The sequence below is a fragment of the Pseudarthrobacter sp. H2 genome (genome assembly GCF_050157045.1).
Classification (GTDB): Bacteria; Actinomycetota; Actinomycetes; order Actinomycetales; family Micrococcaceae; genus Arthrobacter.
The window spans coordinates 1,572,326-1,588,365 of the sequence record NZ_CP189594.1 but is presented as its reverse complement, the minus strand read 5'-3'; the positions used below and the strand labels follow the sequence as shown (position 1 = coordinate 1,588,365).

At 69.7% G+C, this 16,040-nt stretch carries 17 protein-coding genes and 1 riboswitch; of the genes, 10 read left to right on the top strand and 7 right to left on the bottom strand.

The window, feature by feature from the left end:
- The first annotated feature begins 418 nt into the window (after positions 1–418).
- Entirely contained in the window at positions 419–2,113 is a 1,695-nt protein-coding gene (locus ACQCSZ_RS07540) for a SulP family inorganic anion transporter (RefSeq protein WP_427007415.1), read from the top strand.
- Between the two features lie 11 nt (positions 2,114–2,124).
- On the opposite strand, the gene ACQCSZ_RS07535 is transcribed toward ACQCSZ_RS07540, so the two are convergent.
- From ACQCSZ_RS07535 to ACQCSZ_RS07525, 3 genes are all read right to left on the bottom strand, one after another.
- On the bottom strand, positions 2,125–2,337 hold the full coding sequence (locus ACQCSZ_RS07535; RefSeq protein ID WP_427007414.1) for a YegP family protein: 213 nt from the start codon (positions 2,335–2,337) through the stop codon (positions 2,125–2,127).
- Positions 2,338–2,465: 128 nt separating this feature from the next.
- Complete coding sequence (locus ACQCSZ_RS07530; RefSeq protein ID WP_427007413.1) at positions 2,466–4,214, bottom strand: DUF5671 domain-containing protein; 1,749 nt, start codon at positions 4,212–4,214, stop codon at positions 2,466–2,468.
- Positions 4,211–4,729, bottom strand: a complete 519-nt coding sequence (locus tag ACQCSZ_RS07525) for a hypothetical protein (protein WP_427007412.1) — start codon at positions 4,727–4,729, stop codon at positions 4,211–4,213. Before ACQCSZ_RS07525 ends, ACQCSZ_RS07530 begins: the two co-directional genes overlap by 4 nt.
- A gap of 135 nt (positions 4,730–4,864) precedes the next feature.
- Here ACQCSZ_RS07525 and ACQCSZ_RS07520 point away from each other — a divergent pair, with 135 nt between their 5' ends.
- Entirely contained in the window at positions 4,865–6,316 is a 1,452-nt protein-coding gene (locus ACQCSZ_RS07520) for a DUF5129 domain-containing protein (protein WP_427007411.1), read from the top strand.
- A 1-nt stretch (position 6,317) separates the two neighbouring features.
- Here ACQCSZ_RS07520 and ACQCSZ_RS07515 read toward each other — a convergent pair whose 3' ends face one another.
- Both ACQCSZ_RS07515 and ACQCSZ_RS07510 read right to left on the bottom strand, forming a co-directional pair.
- On the bottom strand, positions 6,318–6,518 hold the full coding sequence (locus tag ACQCSZ_RS07515; protein WP_427007410.1) for a DUF1918 domain-containing protein: 201 nt from the start codon (positions 6,516–6,518) through the stop codon (positions 6,318–6,320).
- Positions 6,519–6,596: 78 nt separating this feature from the next.
- Complete coding sequence (locus ACQCSZ_RS07510) at positions 6,597–7,838, bottom strand: serine hydrolase (protein ID WP_427007409.1); 1,242 nt, start codon at positions 7,836–7,838, stop codon at positions 6,597–6,599.
- Positions 7,839–8,130: 292 nt separating this feature from the next.
- Between ACQCSZ_RS07510 and ACQCSZ_RS07505 the strand changes: the two genes are divergently transcribed.
- From ACQCSZ_RS07505 to ACQCSZ_RS07485, 5 genes are all read left to right on the top strand, one after another.
- A complete protein-coding gene (locus ACQCSZ_RS07505; RefSeq protein ID WP_427007408.1) occupies positions 8,131–8,709 on the top strand; it encodes a dihydrofolate reductase family protein in 579 nt (192 codons plus the stop codon).
- Positions 8,710–8,783: 74 nt separating this feature from the next.
- Positions 8,784–9,563, top strand: a complete 780-nt coding sequence (locus tag ACQCSZ_RS07500; RefSeq protein ID WP_427007407.1) for a phosphatase PAP2 family protein — start codon at positions 8,784–8,786, stop codon at positions 9,561–9,563.
- Between the two features lie 10 nt (positions 9,564–9,573).
- A complete protein-coding gene (locus tag ACQCSZ_RS07495; protein ID WP_427007406.1) occupies positions 9,574–10,335 on the top strand; it encodes a DedA family protein in 762 nt (253 codons plus the stop codon).
- A gap of 1 nt (position 10,336) precedes the next feature.
- Entirely contained in the window at positions 10,337–11,026 is a 690-nt protein-coding gene (locus ACQCSZ_RS07490) for a response regulator transcription factor (RefSeq protein ID WP_427007405.1), read from the top strand.
- Entirely contained in the window at positions 11,019–12,062 is a 1,044-nt protein-coding gene (locus tag ACQCSZ_RS07485) for a sensor histidine kinase (protein WP_427007404.1), read from the top strand. Before ACQCSZ_RS07490 ends, ACQCSZ_RS07485 begins: the two co-directional genes overlap by 8 nt.
- A gap of 142 nt (positions 12,063–12,204) precedes the next feature.
- Here ACQCSZ_RS07485 and ACQCSZ_RS07480 read toward each other — a convergent pair whose 3' ends face one another.
- Positions 12,205–12,933, bottom strand: a complete 729-nt coding sequence (locus ACQCSZ_RS07480; RefSeq protein WP_427007403.1) for a hypothetical protein — start codon at positions 12,931–12,933, stop codon at positions 12,205–12,207.
- 4 nt (positions 12,934–12,937) lie between these two features.
- Positions 12,938–13,104, bottom strand: a riboswitch (cyclic di-AMP (ydaO/yuaA leader).
- A 201-nt stretch (positions 13,105–13,305) separates the two neighbouring features.
- Here ACQCSZ_RS07480 and ACQCSZ_RS07475 point away from each other — a divergent pair.
- From ACQCSZ_RS07475 to ACQCSZ_RS07465, 3 genes are read left to right on the top strand one after another with little or no spacing between them, the layout of a single operon-like run.
- Complete coding sequence (locus ACQCSZ_RS07475; RefSeq protein ID WP_427007402.1) at positions 13,306–13,560, top strand: hypothetical protein; 255 nt, start codon at positions 13,306–13,308, stop codon at positions 13,558–13,560.
- Between the two features lie 48 nt (positions 13,561–13,608).
- Positions 13,609–14,046: a hypothetical protein gene (locus ACQCSZ_RS07470; protein WP_427007401.1), complete on the top strand. Its 438-nt coding sequence runs from the start codon at positions 13,609–13,611 to the stop codon at positions 14,044–14,046.
- A complete protein-coding gene (locus tag ACQCSZ_RS07465) occupies positions 14,043–15,200 on the top strand; it encodes a cation:proton antiporter (RefSeq protein ID WP_427007400.1) in 1,158 nt (385 codons plus the stop codon). The genes ACQCSZ_RS07470 and ACQCSZ_RS07465 overlap by 4 nt, the downstream gene beginning before the upstream one ends.
- 23 nt (positions 15,201–15,223) lie before the next feature.
- Here ACQCSZ_RS07465 and ACQCSZ_RS07460 read toward each other — a convergent pair whose 3' ends face one another.
- Complete coding sequence (locus ACQCSZ_RS07460) at positions 15,224–15,895, bottom strand: DNA alkylation repair protein (protein ID WP_427007399.1); 672 nt, start codon at positions 15,893–15,895, stop codon at positions 15,224–15,226.
- Positions 15,896–16,040 lie beyond the last annotated feature (145 nt).

Genomic DNA, 16,040 nt, shown 5'->3' with positions numbered 1-16,040 from the left:
GGACGTACCGGCCTTCCGGGCGCGCCGGACCGGCGATGACCTGGAAAGCCAGGGTACGGCCCGGATCCGCTTCCGTGATCCGGTAGTCACCCTGGATGGACCGTCCCCGAGGACCGGTCAGGGTCTGGCCGTATACGGCACCGGTCTCGCCCGGGACGCCGCTCCTGAGCGCGATGCTCTGGACCCCATGCCGCCAGGCGGGGTTGTTCAGCCCGTCTGCAGGAAGGCGTAGACCTCCGACATGGGGCGGTCGATCGTGATCTCGTTTTCGCGCGGGGGCTCCGTGCGGCGGGGCGGCATAGAATCGAGCATGACGCACGCCGCCCCGCCGCACGCAGACCCCCCACATGAAGAAAACCCACATGAAGAAAACCCGGATGCCCGGTCGGTGCCGCCGGTCGAGAACTGACGCGGGGCCGTGCGCCGCGCGTGGGCTCCAAGCCTCCCGCCGGGCCTCAAGACTGTCCTCGACTATCAGCGCTCCTGGCTGAAATCTGACCTTGCCGCCGGCGCAGCACTCAGCGCCGTCCTCATCCCCGCCGGGATGGCCTATGCCGGAGCCGCCGGGCTGCCAGCCGTCACTGGCCTGTACGCCTCCGTGATCCCCTTGCTCGCCTATGCCGTCTTCGGGCCCTCCCGGGTCCTGGTCGTGGGCCCGGATTCAACCCTGGCGCCGATGATCGCCGCCGCCGTGCTGCCGCTGGCGGCCAGGAATTCCGACCACGCCGTGGCGCTCGCCGGGGTCCTCGCCCTGATGATCGGCGCCATCCTCCTCGCGGGACGCGTCTTCAGGCTCGGGTTTGTCACCGGGCTGCTCTCCAAACCCATCCGCGTCGGCTACCTCAACGGCATCGCGCTCGCGGTAATCCTCAGCCAGCTGCCCAAGTTCCTCGGAATTCCGTCCCCGGGCGGCTCCCTCGTGGAAAATGCGGCCGGCACGGCACGGGCGGTGCTCGGGGGCGCCGTCAATCCCCTCGCGCTGCTTGTGGGGGCCGGAACGGTGGCGATCATCGTCGCCTGCCGGTTCCTGCCGTGGAAGGTGCCCGGAGTGCTGCTCGCGGTCGTTGCGGCCACTGCCCTTTCCGCCGCCCTGGGCCTGGCGGCGGCGGTTCCCATGGTGGGTGCGCTGCCCGGCGGGTTTCCCTCCCCGGGCTTCGGCGGAGTCACCAGCGCCGAGGTTGTCGCGCTCATCGGACCGGCAGCCGGCATTGCCCTGATGGCCTTCGCGGATACCTCCGTGCTGTCCAAGAGCCTGGCCGCCCGGCGCGGAACCCGGGTGAACGGGAACCAGGAAATGGGCGCCCTGGGTGTCGCGAATGCGGCCTGCGGCCTGTTCGGCGGGTTCCCGGTCTCCGGCAGCGCCTCGCGTACCCCGATCGCCCTCGAGGCCGGCGCAAGGAGCCCGTTCAGCGGAGTGGCCGCGGCGGCTCTCGTGGTGCTCTTCATGGTGGCCGTGCCTGGTGTGACGTCCTTCCTGCCCTCAAGCGCCCTGGCCGCCGTCGTGATCGTGGCAGCAGCCTCGATCGTGGATGTGCAGACGCTCATCCGGTTGTTTCGGATGAGCCGGATCGAGGCCGCACTGCTGCTGGCCACGTTCCTTGGCGTGGCGTTCGTGGGGGTTCTCGAAGGCATCGTGGTGGCGATCGGCCTGTCGCTCATCGCCTTTGTCCGCCGGGCCTGGGATCCCTACCGGACCGAGCTGGCGAGCGTCGGGGACGTCCCTGGCTACCACGATCTGAACAGGCACCCCGAAGGCCGCCGGATCCCGGGGCTCGTGATCGCACGCTTCGATGCCCCGCTCTTCTTCGCGAACGGAGCCGTTTTCACGGAGCACATCCGGACCCTCGTGGCGGACGCCCCCGGGCCGGTGCGGTGGGTGATCGTTGCCTCGGAGGCCATCACGGATCTGGACACCACCGCCCTGGATGATCTGGTGGAGCTGGATGATGAGCTGGCGAAGCTCGGCATCAGCCTGGTCTTCGCCGAGATGAAGGGCCCCATCAAGGACCGGCTGATCCGCTTCGGCGTCAGCAGCAGGTTCGGACCCGAACACTTCTTCCCCACCGTGACCAATGCGGTCCGGAGCTACAGGAAGGAGTTCGACCTCCCGTAGCCGCGCCAGACTCAGCCGGTGACACCGGCAACGCTGCCAGCCGGTTCTTCCGTCAGATCGACGACGTCGGACGCCGCGTTTTTCTTGACCGATTCGACCCCGCCCATGGCGCTGGCCTTGGACTTGTAGCTTTGGGAGGAAGCGATCACCTCGCCGTTGGCAGCCTTGAGCCGGAACCGGAACCCGCCGGACTTGTCCTTGTAGACCTCGAACTTGCCAGCCATGGTGCACCCCTGGTTTCTACCTCGTAATGGCCGGTCGGGTGGCCGGCATGCCATAGAGTAGCGCCGCCGCGGGCCGGCTGCCAGAGTCCTGCGGCCCCTTCCATCGGGAGCCCGGGGCCGCCGCCGCCTCAGCCCACCAGCGGGACGACGTCGATCCTGCCGTCGGGCCCGATGGTCACCAGCACGCGCTTGCCGGTCACACCGTCCAGCGCCTCCGACAACCGTCCTGCGAGCTCCCCCGCGCCGGGGACTGCTGCATCACCGCCGGCAGCGCCGGCGTCGGCCCTTCTCCAGACGGTGACGCTGGCGCCGGTGACCTCGTCGATGACCCGGTGCAGCGGTGCCGGGTCGGCGCCGGTGACCAGGATGACGTGGCCGATGGTCCGCCTCCGGGCCGCGCCTGCCGCGCCTGCCGCGGCGAGGGCCGCACGGTCATGCCGCCACACCGCGAAGTGGTAGCCGGCGGCCAGTCCGGTGGCGACGAGCAACCCCAGCGGGGCGCGGATCCGGTCCAGGAAGCTCCCGCCCGTGACCGTGTCGAGGAAGAACTCGAAGACCCGGAATCCGATCACCAGCAGCGTGATCACCGCGGCCACGGCGCTGAGGCCGAAGACCACGACCAGATAGATGCGCCGGGCGTCCGGCCCCGTCCCGGCCGCGCCGGTCCCGGTAGCCCCCGACCCCGTAGCCCCGGTCCCCACGGCGCCCGTCCGCACGGCGGGGTTCCACGCGAGCCACCAGACCGGCCCGCCGACAAGGAGCGAGCTGAGTCCGCCGAGGAGCAGCGTGCGCGTTCCGGAGCCGGCAAGGGTTGTCACCAGCATGGCAAGAACGGCGTTCACGATCACGCCGATCCCGGAGGCTGCGGCAACGAGGGCGACGCCGGACGTCACCAGCCTGCCGCCCTCGAGCGTGGCGTCCGAGCGCCTCCGAGCCATCGCGCGGTGGTAGGCCCAGACCAGGGAGCCGATGGCGGCCGCGGCAACGGCGGGGGCCAGGGGCTCCAGCAGGAGCCCGGGCGATTCCGTGCGGTCGAACAACAGCCGGAGAACGGCGAAGAGCGCCACGCCGGCTCCGCCGAGGGTGAGGATGCCCGCGCCGAGCACACCGACGGTGACAAGTGCCACGCTGGCGAGTCCGGTGCGCAGCCGCTGGCCGCCGTCGTGCTTCCAGTGCCACCACCAGACGAGACCGCCGCCGGCGGCCCAGACGAGGGACTGGAGCGCGGACACCCACCAGGGTTTTCCGACGGAGGCGGCAGCGGTGGCACCCCTCAGCGCCGCATCGAACAGGGTGGACAGGGCAGAGACGGCCCCGCCGACGCCGATCACCAGCCCCAGGACCGAGCCCAGCACCGTGGGGACGTCGGCCAGGCGCGTCGGGCTCCTCCCGGGGTTCCGCCACATCCACCGGTGCCACAGCCACACGGCAGCCCAGACGAGGCCGGTGGCCAGCGGGTAGCGCCAGGCCAGGGGCTCGCCGGCGACCAGGGAGGCAAGGGCCCCGAGCAGGTTGCTGGTGGCGACAATCAGCGAGAGGGTATATGTGCCGGCCAGATAGAGGCCCCAACCGGCGGAGGAGCGCTCCGCCCCGTCGTGGAGCCTGCGCCACACCGCCCACCAGAGAAGTGCGGCGAGGGGGCCGCCGATCAGGGTGAAGGCCAGCGAGCGCGCCAGCCCGGCCGCATCGCCCGTGGCCAGTTCGGTGCCTGCCACCAGGAGGCGTCCCAGCAGGCCGCTGAGGCCGACGGCGGCGATCACCACCAGCGCGTACAGCAGCACATAGATGATCAGCCGGCGGACGGTGCGCTGCGCCAACCCGGGCGCGGAGCCACCCTCCGGGCCGGCCGGGCCGGCGGGACCTGCCGGCGCGCTCACCGCTTCACCGCCGGGTTGGTACACACCGTCAGCTGCCAGGGCGCGTTGTCGATCAGCCACTTGTCCCCCGTCCTGGCGAGGTCGAACACATCCTGGACCTGATACTCGGAACTGCCGAACGGGCCGCCGCCCTCGAAGACGGTGATCAGCACTTTCACATCCGCGGAATCGGCGCGTTCCGTGGTGGCGACCAGGGTGACGCGGAGCCTGTCCGCACCGCTGCGCTCCCCGGCGCCGCACTTGTTCCGTGCCGCGGCGGTCAGGTAGGCGGACGCGGCCGTCTCATCGCCGTCGATGACGGCCGCGGCGTACCGCTGCACGACGCCGGCAGGGGTGGCGGCATCCAGCGGCGCCGGGTCCCCGCGCGTGAAGACGACGGCGAGCGCGACGATCACCAGCACGGCGATCGCGGCCAGGACGGCGGGAAGCGTCCGGTCCGGTCTCCGCGGCTCCGTGCCGGACGCCGGAGGCCCTGGACCTTCCGTGGCCGCAGGGCCCTTCGGCTCTTCAGTCATGCCGCCAGTATCGTCCTGGGCCGGCTCGCCGTCACGATGTCTTTAGGCCCGGTGTCTTTAGGCCCCTTTTCCGCCCTTGACCCGCGTTCCTCCGGGCCCGTCGACGCCGCCGGAAGCAGGCACTACGCTCGGGAAATGGGAATCGTGCGGAAAGTCCTCGGCGTGGTGATCCTCATAGGCATCGGGCTGGTGGGGGCAGGGCCGGCGCTCGCCGTCAGGCCGGTCGACGTCGTCGTGGCGGACCGGGCGGGAGTGCTGGACCGGAACATTCTCCTCCCGGCGGTGCAGGGCATCGACTTCCACGAGCCCACCAGGGTTGCCGTCTACACCTACAACGGCACGGCAGCGGACAACCTGAACGAGGAAGTCCTACGCTTCGCCCGCGCCGAGCACCCGGAGTGGATCAGCGCGGACGGGCAGAAGTGGGCGGACGGGCTCTTCATCTTCGCCCTGGACCCGGCGGGCCGCCATGTGGGGACCTATCTGGGGGAGGACCGGAAGGTCTCCCCTGAACAGCGCGACGACATCCAGAATGCCGCCAAGGAGCTGTTGCGCGATGCACAGTGGACGGACGGCACCATTGCCGGAATCAAACGCGGGGCCGAACTGATCAGCCAGCCGTGGTACCGGTCCACGGCCGTCCTCATCACGGCCTGGACCACCGCGGCAGCAGCCGCCGCCGGTGCCGCCGCCTGGCTGATCATGCGCTGGCGGACCAGGGCCGCCAGCCGGAAGGAACTGGCCCGCGGCGACGCCAGCTACTCCAACGTGAGCCTGGACCTCCAGGTCACCGAGCTCAACGCCAACACCATTCCCGGATCCTCGCGCTACGGCGGCTCGGTGCTGGAAAAGCACCGCACCTTCCTGGCCAGGTACAACACCGCCACAGAGCTGTCCCGCCAGGTGCACGCCTTCCCGTCCCGGGACCTGGGCCGCCGGCCGAACCTGAAACTGGTCCGGGCCTACGCCGACGCCGCTGCCGAACTGGATGCGCTGGACGACGTCATTTCGGACACCAATGCCCTGCTCAACCGGGGGTCGTCGTGGGCTGCCGCCTGGGACCGGCAACTGGCCCCCTTCCGTGCCGACCTGGCCGGACTGGAGCAACTGCTCGGCCAGCGCCATAGTGAGGGAGATTCGGCGACGGCGGCGGCGCTGCGGTCCTTCCGCGGGCAAAGCCAGCGCGAAATCGAACGCTGGACGTCCGAGCTTGCCGACGGGGCGATCAGCCCGGAAACCGCCCTGGACCGGCTGCGGGATGCCCGGACAGAACTCTCCGAGCTGTTGAAGAACCATGCGGACACCGTCATCGAGGGCTTCGCCAGGAACGAAAAGGAAGCCACGCTCATGCGCAAGGAGATGGAGAGCGCGCAGGCCGGACCGAAGGACAGATTCGGCCGCGCCTACGAGCCCAGCATCCTGGGAACGGTCTACCCGTCCTACTACTTCTTCTCCGTCCCCACCTTCAACGCCGGTTTCAACACCGGCGTCGGCAACGTCAGCAACGCCCGCGGCGGGGAGTCCACCACCGGCTATGGTGGCGGCGGCGGGAGCTTTTCAGGCTCCGGAAGCTCGTCGGGCTTCTAACTCAGCCGGCCTCGCCCGGTTCACCCCGTTCGACGACGAAATCGCCGCCGGGAAACAGGATGGTCTCGTGACCGTCGTCGAACCTCACCTGGTACGGCGGCGCACCGTCGGCGCCCCGGACCTCGAGGATCCGGCCGTGCCGGTCCGAGGACTCGACAGTGTGGCCCCGGATGATGATGCGGTCCCCTGGTGCTGCTTTCATGGCATTCACCTCCCTTCTACAGGGTACGTTTGTCCGTCGCCTGAGGGAACAGCCCCGGGCCGCCCCTCAGAACGCCCCTCAAAACAGGGCAGCCGTCACCGCTTCCGTAAACTGGCGGATGACACGGGCCCGGTCATCCATGTCCGAGGTGTCCCGGCCCAGCGTGTACACGACGAACACGTAGGCCCGGTCGCCTTGGGCAAGGATGCTGGCGTCATGCAGGTTTCCAAACAGCAGGCCATATTTATGGAAGACGCTGATCCCCGGCGGCACGGCGGCAGGGATCAGGGTCTCGAAGTTGGTGTTCTGCATGTACGAGAGCAGCTGCGCGGTATTCCCGGCGTTGAGGAGCTGCCCCGTGTAGAGCAGCGCCAGGGTCCTGGCCATCTCCGCCGGCGTGAGGATGTTCACTGTGCGGTCATAGTCGATCCCGATGGAGGCCGCATAGTCAGTGAGCCCCTGCTGGCCGACCGCGTCGAGGATCAGCGCCCAGGACACGTTGTTGCTTTGCTGCACCATCTCACGGATCTGGACGGCGGCCGTGGAGGCCCCCAGCGGATCCGCCAACGACGCCAGGCCACGCTCCGTGAGGTTGTAGTAGGCCGCCGCGGCGAGGATCTTGGCCGTGCTGGCGGCCACGAACTTGCCCTGCACGCCATAGCCATGGACTGCGCCGTCCGTGATATCGATGAGGGCCACGCCTAGCTGGTACCCGCCGTTGGCCTCGATGATGGCGTTGATCCGGGCGTCCAGCTCGGGACCGATTGGCGCGGCCCGGGCCGGAGCGACGACGGCGGGCGGCGGCACTGCCTGAGGCTGCTCTGCCGGCGGCTGCCCGGCCGGTGGCTGCTCGGCTGGCGGCGGAACTGCCAGAGGCGACTCGGCCGGGGCTGGCGGGGCCGGCGCGGCCTGGGCCGGGATAGCGGGAGACGGCGCGGCAGCCGGGGCCCCCGCAACATCACCCCCGTGCCCGGCCGGTGCGTCGACAAGGACACCCTCGGGAGGTGCCGCGGCCGCCGGGACCGCCGCCGGGGTCAGGACAGCAGGAATCCTTTGGTCGGCGCCGGCGCGGGGAGGGGACGCCGGTTCCTGGGCCACGGACCGGGACGGGGCCTCCGCATGGACGGTCCCGTACACATTGCCGGCCGAGACCAGGGCAAGGGCGACGGCGGCGGCTGTCAGGAGCTGCGGCGGGACCCTGCCGACCCGCCAGGCCAAGGGCCAGGGGCCCGGCAGACCGTCGGTGCCCGGCCGGTGGCGCCCGGAGCTGTAATGCCGGGCCGGGGGTTCGCCGTCAGCTAACAGTCCCGCCGGTTCCATCGCGTCTCATTCCCGGTGGCGGGAACGGTCTGAAGGATTTCCCGGAAAGTAGGCTGTCGCCACAGGTGCGCTGGAAGGCATGCTGTTCCTCCGAAGGTCACTAGCCGCGGTGGGGGCATCAAAGTTCCTGAAGTGTGGACCTGGGACCCGCCCGGTGCAAGCCTTGGACCTTGGAAAAACCTTGGGCCAGCCGGCCGTCGTGATCCGGCCGCGGCGTACGCTGGGTGGGTGGCCTTGCCCGGCTCGCGCCCGCCCGACGCCGGCTTCCCGTCATCCGCTGGAGGAGTCCGTCATGCGAAAGATCATCCTGATGATGCAGGTCTCCCTGGATGGATTCATCGAGGGACCGGGGCGGGACATCAGCTGGCACCGGGTGGATGACGAGCTGCACCGGCACTTCAACGAGGAGCTCCGCACCATGGGTGCGTTCCTGAGCGGCCGCGTCACCTACGAGCTGATGGCGGACTTCTGGCCCACCGCGGATCAGGACCCGGCCAGCACCGCCCCCATGGTCGAGTTCTCCGGCATCTGGCGGGACATGCCCAAGATCGTCTACTCCAGGACGCTGGAAAGCGCAGGCTGGAATACCGCCGTGGTGCGCGACGTCGTCGTCGAGGACGTCAACAGGCTCAAGGCGCAACCCGGGGGCGATCTGGCCCTTGGCGGCGCCGAACTCGCGACGGCGTTCAGGCGGCTGGAGCTGGTCGACGAGTACCGGATCTATGTGCACCCGGTCCTGATCGGGCGCGGCAAGGCCCTGTTCCAGCCGCTGGATGCCGCGGACGACCTCCGCTTGCTCGAGACGCGGACCTTCGGCAACGGCGTGGTGCTGCTGCGGTACGCGGGCCAGGCCGGGCCAGGCATTTCTTAAGCGATTCTTAAAGCCCGCGGCGGAGGGTGGTAGTAGGCGCTGGACCGCGCCCTTGCCCCGAGCCGGAGGTTTCCATGCCTGAACCCGCGCCTGCTGACCGATTGACAGCACCCCATGACCGCTCCGCCACGCATCCCGCCGGTCCGCGCCCGGCTGGCAGCACGCAGTTTTGGGCCCTCCCGCAGGCGCGCCACTGGCTCCTGCTGGGCATTCTGCTGTCCGCCGCGGTCCTAGCACTGGGTCTGACCGCGCAGGTGGTGCCCGGCGGCAGTACGGCCGAGCTGGCCGTGGACCAGGACCTTAGCCAGCACCACGCCGCCGCGCTGACCGTGGTGGCGATGGCGCTGAACCTGGTGTTCGGCCCGGCGGCCGGCGTCGTCCTGATCGCCGTCGTCGCGCTTTATCTCTGGCTGGTCCGCCGTGACCTGGTCAAGGCTGTTGCGTTCGGCCTCGTGGCGTGCTCCGGCTGGGCGGCCAGCGAGTTCTTCAAGCTCGTCGTTGCCCGCCAGCGGCCCGATCCCGCACTGCTCTTCGATCCGCTCGCGCCGGAAACGGGCTCCAACAGTTACCCCAGCGGCCACGTTTCGTTCGCTGTCGCGCTGGGCTTTGCGCTGTATTTCCTGGCCCGCGGAACACGCTGGGCCAGGGTCACCGCCGTCGCCGCTGCGTTGATGGCCCTCGTGGTGGCCTGGTCGCGGCTGTACATCGGCGTCCACTACCCCACCGATGTGGCCGCCTCGTTCCTCGCGGCGAGCGCGGCGGTGTTGCTGCTGGCCGGGCTGTGGAACCGATTCACTCCCCGCATTCTGGACCGCCTGCCGTCCGCAGCATCCATTCGATCCACCCGACCCTAAGGAAGTGGCCATGCACAGCATTTACGCTTCAGGACTGGCTCCGGTCCTCTCCGCCGCGGCCGGAACCCCCTCGCTCCTTGACCCGGCGAGCCTGCTCGAGGGCCTCGGCCCGGCGGCGCTCGGCGTCATCGGACTGATGGTGTTCATCGAATCCGGTGTGCTGTTCCCCTTCCTGCCCGGGGATTCGCTGCTCTTCACCGCCGGCCTCCTGCATCAGCAGCTGCAGCTGACGCTGCCGGTGCTGATCGGCGTCGTCACCCTGGCCGCCATAGCGGGCGACCAGGTCGGCTACCTGCTGGGACGGAAGTTCGGCCGCAGATGGTTCAAGGACGATGCCCGGATCCTGAAGACAGCCCACCTGGCCACCACCGAGGACTTCTTCCGCCGTCACGGCGGGGCCGCCGTCGTGCTGGCCCGTTTCGTGCCCATGGTCCGGACGTTTGCGCCGTTGAGCGCCGGCATCGCCCGCTACGGGTACAGGTCCTTCGCGCTCTGGAACATTGTCGGGGCCCTGGCGTGGAGTGTGTCCGTGACCCTGCTGGGCACGTGGCTGGGGCATTTTGAGATCGTCGCCAAGAACATCGACGTCATCGCCGTGGTCATGGTCCTCATCTCGGTCCTGCCGTGGGGTGTCCAGCTCCTCAAACGCCGGCGCCGGAACCGGGTCTCCGGCGTTGATGACCCCAACGAACCCGCCCGAAACACCGCTGGCCTCCCCTACGACACGGCGGACGGCATGCCGGCGGAGGGCCTGGCACGGAAGAATAGCTGACATGACTACCGCTGACGGCCGGCCGGCCCTGCTCCTGGTGGAGGACGACGCCGTCCTGGGGCCGCTCATCGCCGAGCTGCTGGAGCCGGACTACCGGATCCGGCTTGCCGCCAACGGCCAGGACGGACTGCACCTGGCGCTGACCCAGGCCTGGGACGTCATGGTGATCGACCGCGGCTTGCCCGTGATGGACGGTGTCACCCTGATCAAGGCGTTGCGGGCTAAGGGGATTTCCACGCCCATCCTGGTTCTGACGGCGCACGGGGATACCTCTGAGAAGGTCACGGGCCTGGACGCGGGCGCCAATGACTACGTGACCAAGCCGTTCGACGCCGGCGAGCTGGCGGCGCGCCTGCGCGCCCTGACGCGCACCTTCGCCCCGGCTTCGACCCCGGCCTCGACGCCGGTGAGCATCGGCGACTGGGAACTCGATCCGGCGTCGCGCTCGGTGCGCTCCGTTTACGGGCGGCTGGTGTCCCTCACCGCGAAGGAGGGCGAACTGCTCGGGGCCCTGGCCGCGGAACCCGGCCGGGTTTTTACCCGGGAGGAACTGCTCGGCCGGCATTTCCACCCCACCGACCAGCCTGGCGTGATCGACACCTACGTCCACCACCTCCGCCGGAAGATCTCCAGGACCGTGGTGCGCACGGTCCACGGCGTCGGCTACCAGATCGGCGACGCCCTTGAATAGGCGGACGCGGCCGGCTGGCGAAGCGGACCAGGAAACCCTGCGCAGGGCCTCGCTCAAGGTCGCCTTGCGGATCAGCGCGGCCTGCGCCGTGTTGGTCCTCTGCCTCCTCGCCGCCGCGACCATCTATCTGGTGAACAAGCTGGCGCACCCGGATCTGCCTGGCGCAGCGGCGGGGCCGGCCTATACCTATCTCGACTCCAAAGACCTGGTCGAGGCCATGGTCATCGCCGGAGTGGCAGGCGTCGCGCTCGCCGGCATCGTGGGGTGGTTCAGTGCGCGCAGCGCCATCCGGCCGCTGGGCGAAGCGCTGGCCCTGCAGCGGCGGTTCGTCCAGGATGCCAGCCATGAGCTGCGCACGCCCCTGGCCATCCTGGACGCGCGCATCCAGCTCGCCCAGCGCGACGCGGCGCCGGACTCCAAACCAGGCCAGGCCCTGGGCAGGATCCGGGAGGATGCGGCAACACTCACGGGGATCGTCAACGAACTGCTCCTGGCGGCGACCGGCTCGACACCGGATCCCCCAAAGGAACCGGTGGACCTGGCCGACGTCGCCGCGTCCGTCACCGAAAGCCTCCAGGAGCTCGCGGCGCGGCAGGACATCCGGCTTGCCGTTACCGCGGGGTCTTCCGGGGGCCTGGCCGCGGGGTCCTCCGCAGGGCCGCCCGACGGCGGCCGGGCGCTGGCCCGGATCGAACGGAGCTCCGTGCGGCGGGCGGTGCTCGCCTTGGCGGACAACGCCCTGGCCCACACCCCGCCCGGCGGGCGGGTCACCATCAGCACGGCGGTGGAAAAGAATCACGCCGTGATCACCGTGGCGGACACGGGATCCGGGATCACGGGTGTGGACCAGGCCCGGGTCTTTGACCGGTTCGTCAGGACCCCCGGCGCGGATGGATCCGGGGGCCAAAGAAGCTTCGGCATCGGCCTGGCCCTGGTCCGCGAGATCGCCACCGCCGCCGGCGGCACCGTCGAGGTAACCCGGACCGGCCCGGAGGGAACCACGATGAAGCTTGCGCTTCCGCTGGCTGCGGGCTGAGTCATGGGCCGTGGTGGGCTAATGCCCGGCCCACGCGACGGGCCGCGCCCCAGCCCGCAATCAGCCGCCCCCAAGGCAGCTGATCACCGGGCTTCATCCACAGGGCTCAGGCGCGTTGGCTCAGGAGCTTTGCCTCGGTCGCTTAGGCGCGGACGAAGGTCACACCGCCGGTGGCGGTCAGCCAGGACAGCGGGTGGACCACGGTGGCGTTGACGTAGTTCATGCCGCCGCTGATGACCTGGCCGTTGCCGGCGTAGATGCCCACGTGGCCGCTCTGGACCACCATGTCACCGGGGGCGGGCGTTGCCACAACGGTGCCCTGGCTCAGGAACTGCTGGGGGCCGAGGTCACCGACCGGCTTGCCGGCGGCGCCGAGCGCCTTCTCCACCATGGCGGTGCAGTCCTGCGTGATGCCCAGCTGGCCGTAGGCCGCGGCGAGCATGGCCGCGCCTCGTCCGGCGGCGGCAGGAGCAGCTGCCGGAGCAGCGGCGGGGGCCGGTGCTGCCTGGACGTTCACCGCGGCCTTGGGAGCTGCGGGGGCCTGGGCCACGACGGCGGCAGGAGCAGCGGCTGCCACGGGCTTGGGCTGTTCGATGACCGGAGCCGGCGTGGAGGCCACAGCCGGACGCTCGAAGCTGATCTGCACGCCGGCATCGGCGGTAAGGGGCGCGCCGAGCTGGCCCTTGACGTCAACGGACGACGCCGGCACCGGGTTGCGTTCCGCGGGCACCTCTGCGGCGTTGGCGGCCATGGCGCCGCTGAGGACGAGACCGGAGGCGGCGGCGATGACGGCGGCCTGGCGGCCGATGATGCCGGCGTTGCGCTTGGTGCGGGTGGTGAAGCGGTTGGAATTGGTCGTGCTTGAAGACATGAATGTAGCCTCTCCCAATGCCTGCGAGGTGAGCTGTCGGATTCGGATGGGAGGCACCCGGCCGCACTCGGGCCCGCAGTTGCGGGCCGTGCGGCTTCACCCCAAGACCTGCGTAACAGCAGATCAAAAGTGGTTTCCCCGTCTCTGCCGGACGTTTGGTACGAGATGCCCCGGGCCGCGGCAGAGTTAGGCAATCGGCTGGGGAGTGCCCGTATCGGAGACAACAGGCACTTATCCACCGTACGGGGAAGACGGCCCATTGTCACATTCAGGTAACGGCCGGGCGGTTCTGGCCGGCCGTTCCCTCTCGGGATGGTAGGGCCCCAGGCATATGATGATGCCATCAGCCTGTCCCCGAAGCGGAGGCCCGACATGACCAGCCCCTGTGTCGCCATCTGTCAGCTGAGCAGTCAGCCGCAGGAGGACTTTGACGTCAATACCGAGCTGTTGATCCTGGAGGGAAAGGAAGTCCGCGTAGGGACGTGGGACGCCGAACCCCGGGACGGCGGCTTTGACGTCCACGTCCTCAACGACCGGGTGGACGCCCTGGGGTTCATGGTGGTCACGGACTGGGAGTTCCTCGACGGCAGGGCCTACGCAGTGGTGGAACGCCGGCCCGGCGGGTAAAGCCTGCGGTCGAGCGCTTGTTGGACGGGACGGGATTAGGCTCATTCCATGGCCAAAGACTCCAGGAAAAGTGATGACGCGGCATCAGTTATCTGGCTCCCGGAGCCCGAGGAGCATGACTACCCGGCCGCGGAGAGATACCTTGCGCTGCTGACCGACGCCATCAATGCAGCCCTAATCGTGCAGTCCATGCGCAACGCCCCGGTGACGCACCAGCTCGCGAAAGACATTCTGCGCGCCTCCGGGCTGCCGCTCCTTACGCCGCAAAACGCCCACGTCGCCGCGGATCTGGCCAAGATCGCCACCGGAAAAAAGCTGTCCCCGGTGCTGCTGGTCCGGGGAAACATGAACGCCGGCGTCGCAGCGCAGATCGCGGACGGGTACCACCGGGTCTGCGCGTCCTATCTGACGGACGAGAACACGCCCATCCCCGTCAAACTGGCCGATCCGGGGACCCAGGTTCCGGCCAGGCCGGGCGCGCGGTGACGTTCCTGTCCCTGGCGCTGATCGCCGCCGTCGCCCTCGCCGGCCCCCTGCTCGCCCTGCCGGTGCGCTGGCGGCTGCCGGTGGTCCTGGGCGAGCTGCTGGCAGGCATCGTGATCGGGCGGACGGGGCTTTCCCTGGTCGATTCGGAAGATCCCACGTTCAGCCTTCTGGCGAACATGGGTTTTGCCCTGATGATGTTCGTGGCAGGATCCCATGTGCCGCTCAGGGATCCGCAGATCCGCTCCGCTCTCGGTAAGGGCTTCGGCCAGGCCATCGCTGCGGCGATCGCGGCTGCCGTCATCGGAACCGGGATGGGCTTGGCTTTCGGCACAGGGCACGCTCCCCTGTACGTGGTATTGCTGGCGTCCTCGTCCGCTGCCTTGGTCCTCCCGATTGTTGATTCCCTGCGTCTGGGCGGGCCGTCCGTGGTGGCCATGACAGCACAGGTGGCCATCGCCGACATCGCCTGCATCGTGGCGCTGCCGCTGGCCGTGGATCCGCCGAACGCCGGCCGCGCCGCGCTGGGAGCACTCGCGGTGGCGGCGTGCGCCGCTGTGCTCTTTTTCGTCCTGCGCTCGGCGGAGCGCAGCGGCACCCGCCAGCGCGTGCACCAGCTCTCGGAAGACCGCAAGTTTGCCCTGGAGCTCAGGGTCCAGCTGTCCCTGCTCTTCGCGCTGGCGGGGGTGGCCACCTTCGGACACGTGTCAGTGATGCTGGCAGGCTTTTCCTTTGGCCTGGTGGTGGCCGCGGTCGGCGAACCCAGACGGCTGGCCCGCCAGCTTTTCGCCGTCAGCGACGGTTTCCTGGGGCCGGTCTTCTTGGTCTGGCTCGGCGCCTCCCTGAACCTCCGCGACCTCGCCGGCCACCCGGACATGATCGCGTTGGGCCTGTCCCTGGGGATTGGCACGGTCCTGCTCCACGCCGGCTTGAGGGCGCTGGGGCTCCCCCTGCCGCTGGGAGTTCTCTCGGCTGCGCAACTGGGCGTACCGGTCGCGGCGGCAAGCATCGGCACCCAACTGCACGTACTGCTGCCCGGAGAGGACGCCGCCCTGCTCCTGGGAGCCCTCGTCACGATAGCCGCGACCGCCATGGCAGGATCCCGTGCGGCGAAGTCATTCGCCCAGCCGGTGCCCGCCGGTCACGGTAAACACTGAACTCTTGCGTCACTCTCCCCGCGTCACACGTCCGCGGACGGGAACTGGAGCTCCGGTCTTTTCGTCGCCAGATCCTGGAGCACCCGGGAGATCGCCTCCCGGACCACCGCGCCGTCGCGCCCTTGCTCCGGCGGCTCCGCGAGGACAGCCCGGGCACGGCGGACGAAGCCGTCCCAGTCCCCCGCCCCCGCCCCGAACGCCAGGAGCGGGGACAGCAGGGCGGCACGGCGCAGCCAGGCGTCGGGCTCCCGCACCCACCGGTCCAGCACGCCGTCCGCCCGCACCCTGCCCAGCGTGTCGAGGCCTTCGATCAAGGGCCCCACCACCTCGACGGCGAGCGGGTCGACGAGCGCCCGCAGCCGGGCCTGCCGGACGAACCCCTCGATCCGGGTCAGATCGGAGTTGGTGAGCAGCCCGAGGCTGGACTGCAGCAGGACGACTGCCGCCAGGCGACGCTCGAATACCGGCACCGACCACAGCTCCGAGCTGAGCGCCGTAACGTCGTCGTGCGACAGACCCCGGTAGCGGCGCAGGACATCGCGGACCGTTCCCCGCACGGCTCCGACCGAGGCGCCGTAGAACCGCAGCCCGCTTCCCTGCAGCTCGCTTCCCAGGCGGGCCTGCGCCGCTTCGGCCCGGTACCAGTCGCCCTCGCGCTGGAGGGAGGAATCGATGAAATCGCCGGCGTCGCTCACCCGACCATTCTTTCCCCTCCGGGCAGCCTGCCGAAGTCGGCACGGCGGTTTCGGGACCCACGAAGGTCCGGCCCGCCACGACGTCGTGTGCTTGCGGGCAAAGGTCACGATCAGGTAACGTGGGCGGCTGGCCGCAAGGCTGGGC

Excerpts from the sequence above, each read along its gene's own strand:
- ACQCSZ_RS07515 (WP_427007410.1), bottom strand. The coding sequence starts at position 6,518 with ATGAAAGCAGCACCAGGGGACCGCATCATCATCCGGGGCCACACTGTC.
- ACQCSZ_RS07520 (WP_427007411.1), top strand. The coding sequence starts at position 4,865 with ATGGGAATCGTGCGGAAAGTCCTCGGCGTGGTGATCCTCATAGGCATC.
- ACQCSZ_RS07505 (WP_427007408.1), top strand. The coding sequence starts at position 8,131 with ATGCGAAAGATCATCCTGATGATGCAGGTCTCCCTGGATGGATTCATC.
- ACQCSZ_RS07500 (WP_427007407.1), top strand. The coding sequence starts at position 8,784 with ATGCCTGAACCCGCGCCTGCTGACCGATTGACAGCACCCCATGACCGC.
- ACQCSZ_RS07535 (WP_427007414.1), bottom strand. The coding sequence starts at position 2,337 with ATGGCTGGCAAGTTCGAGGTCTACAAGGACAAGTCCGGCGGGTTCCGG.
- ACQCSZ_RS07510 (WP_427007409.1), bottom strand. The coding sequence starts at position 7,838 with ATGGAACCGGCGGGACTGTTAGCTGACGGCGAACCCCCGGCCCGGCAT.
- ACQCSZ_RS07480 (WP_427007403.1), bottom strand. The coding sequence starts at position 12,933 with ATGTCTTCAAGCACGACCAATTCCAACCGCTTCACCACCCGCACCAAG.
- ACQCSZ_RS07490 (WP_427007405.1), top strand. The coding sequence starts at position 10,337 with ATGACTACCGCTGACGGCCGGCCGGCCCTGCTCCTGGTGGAGGACGAC.
- ACQCSZ_RS07525 (WP_427007412.1), bottom strand. The coding sequence starts at position 4,729 with ATGACTGAAGAGCCGAAGGGCCCTGCGGCCACGGAAGGTCCAGGGCCT.
- ACQCSZ_RS07475 (WP_427007402.1), top strand. The coding sequence starts at position 13,306 with ATGACCAGCCCCTGTGTCGCCATCTGTCAGCTGAGCAGTCAGCCGCAG.
- ACQCSZ_RS07495 (WP_427007406.1), top strand. The coding sequence starts at position 9,574 with ATGCACAGCATTTACGCTTCAGGACTGGCTCCGGTCCTCTCCGCCGCG.
- ACQCSZ_RS07470 (WP_427007401.1), top strand. The coding sequence starts at position 13,609 with ATGGCCAAAGACTCCAGGAAAAGTGATGACGCGGCATCAGTTATCTGG.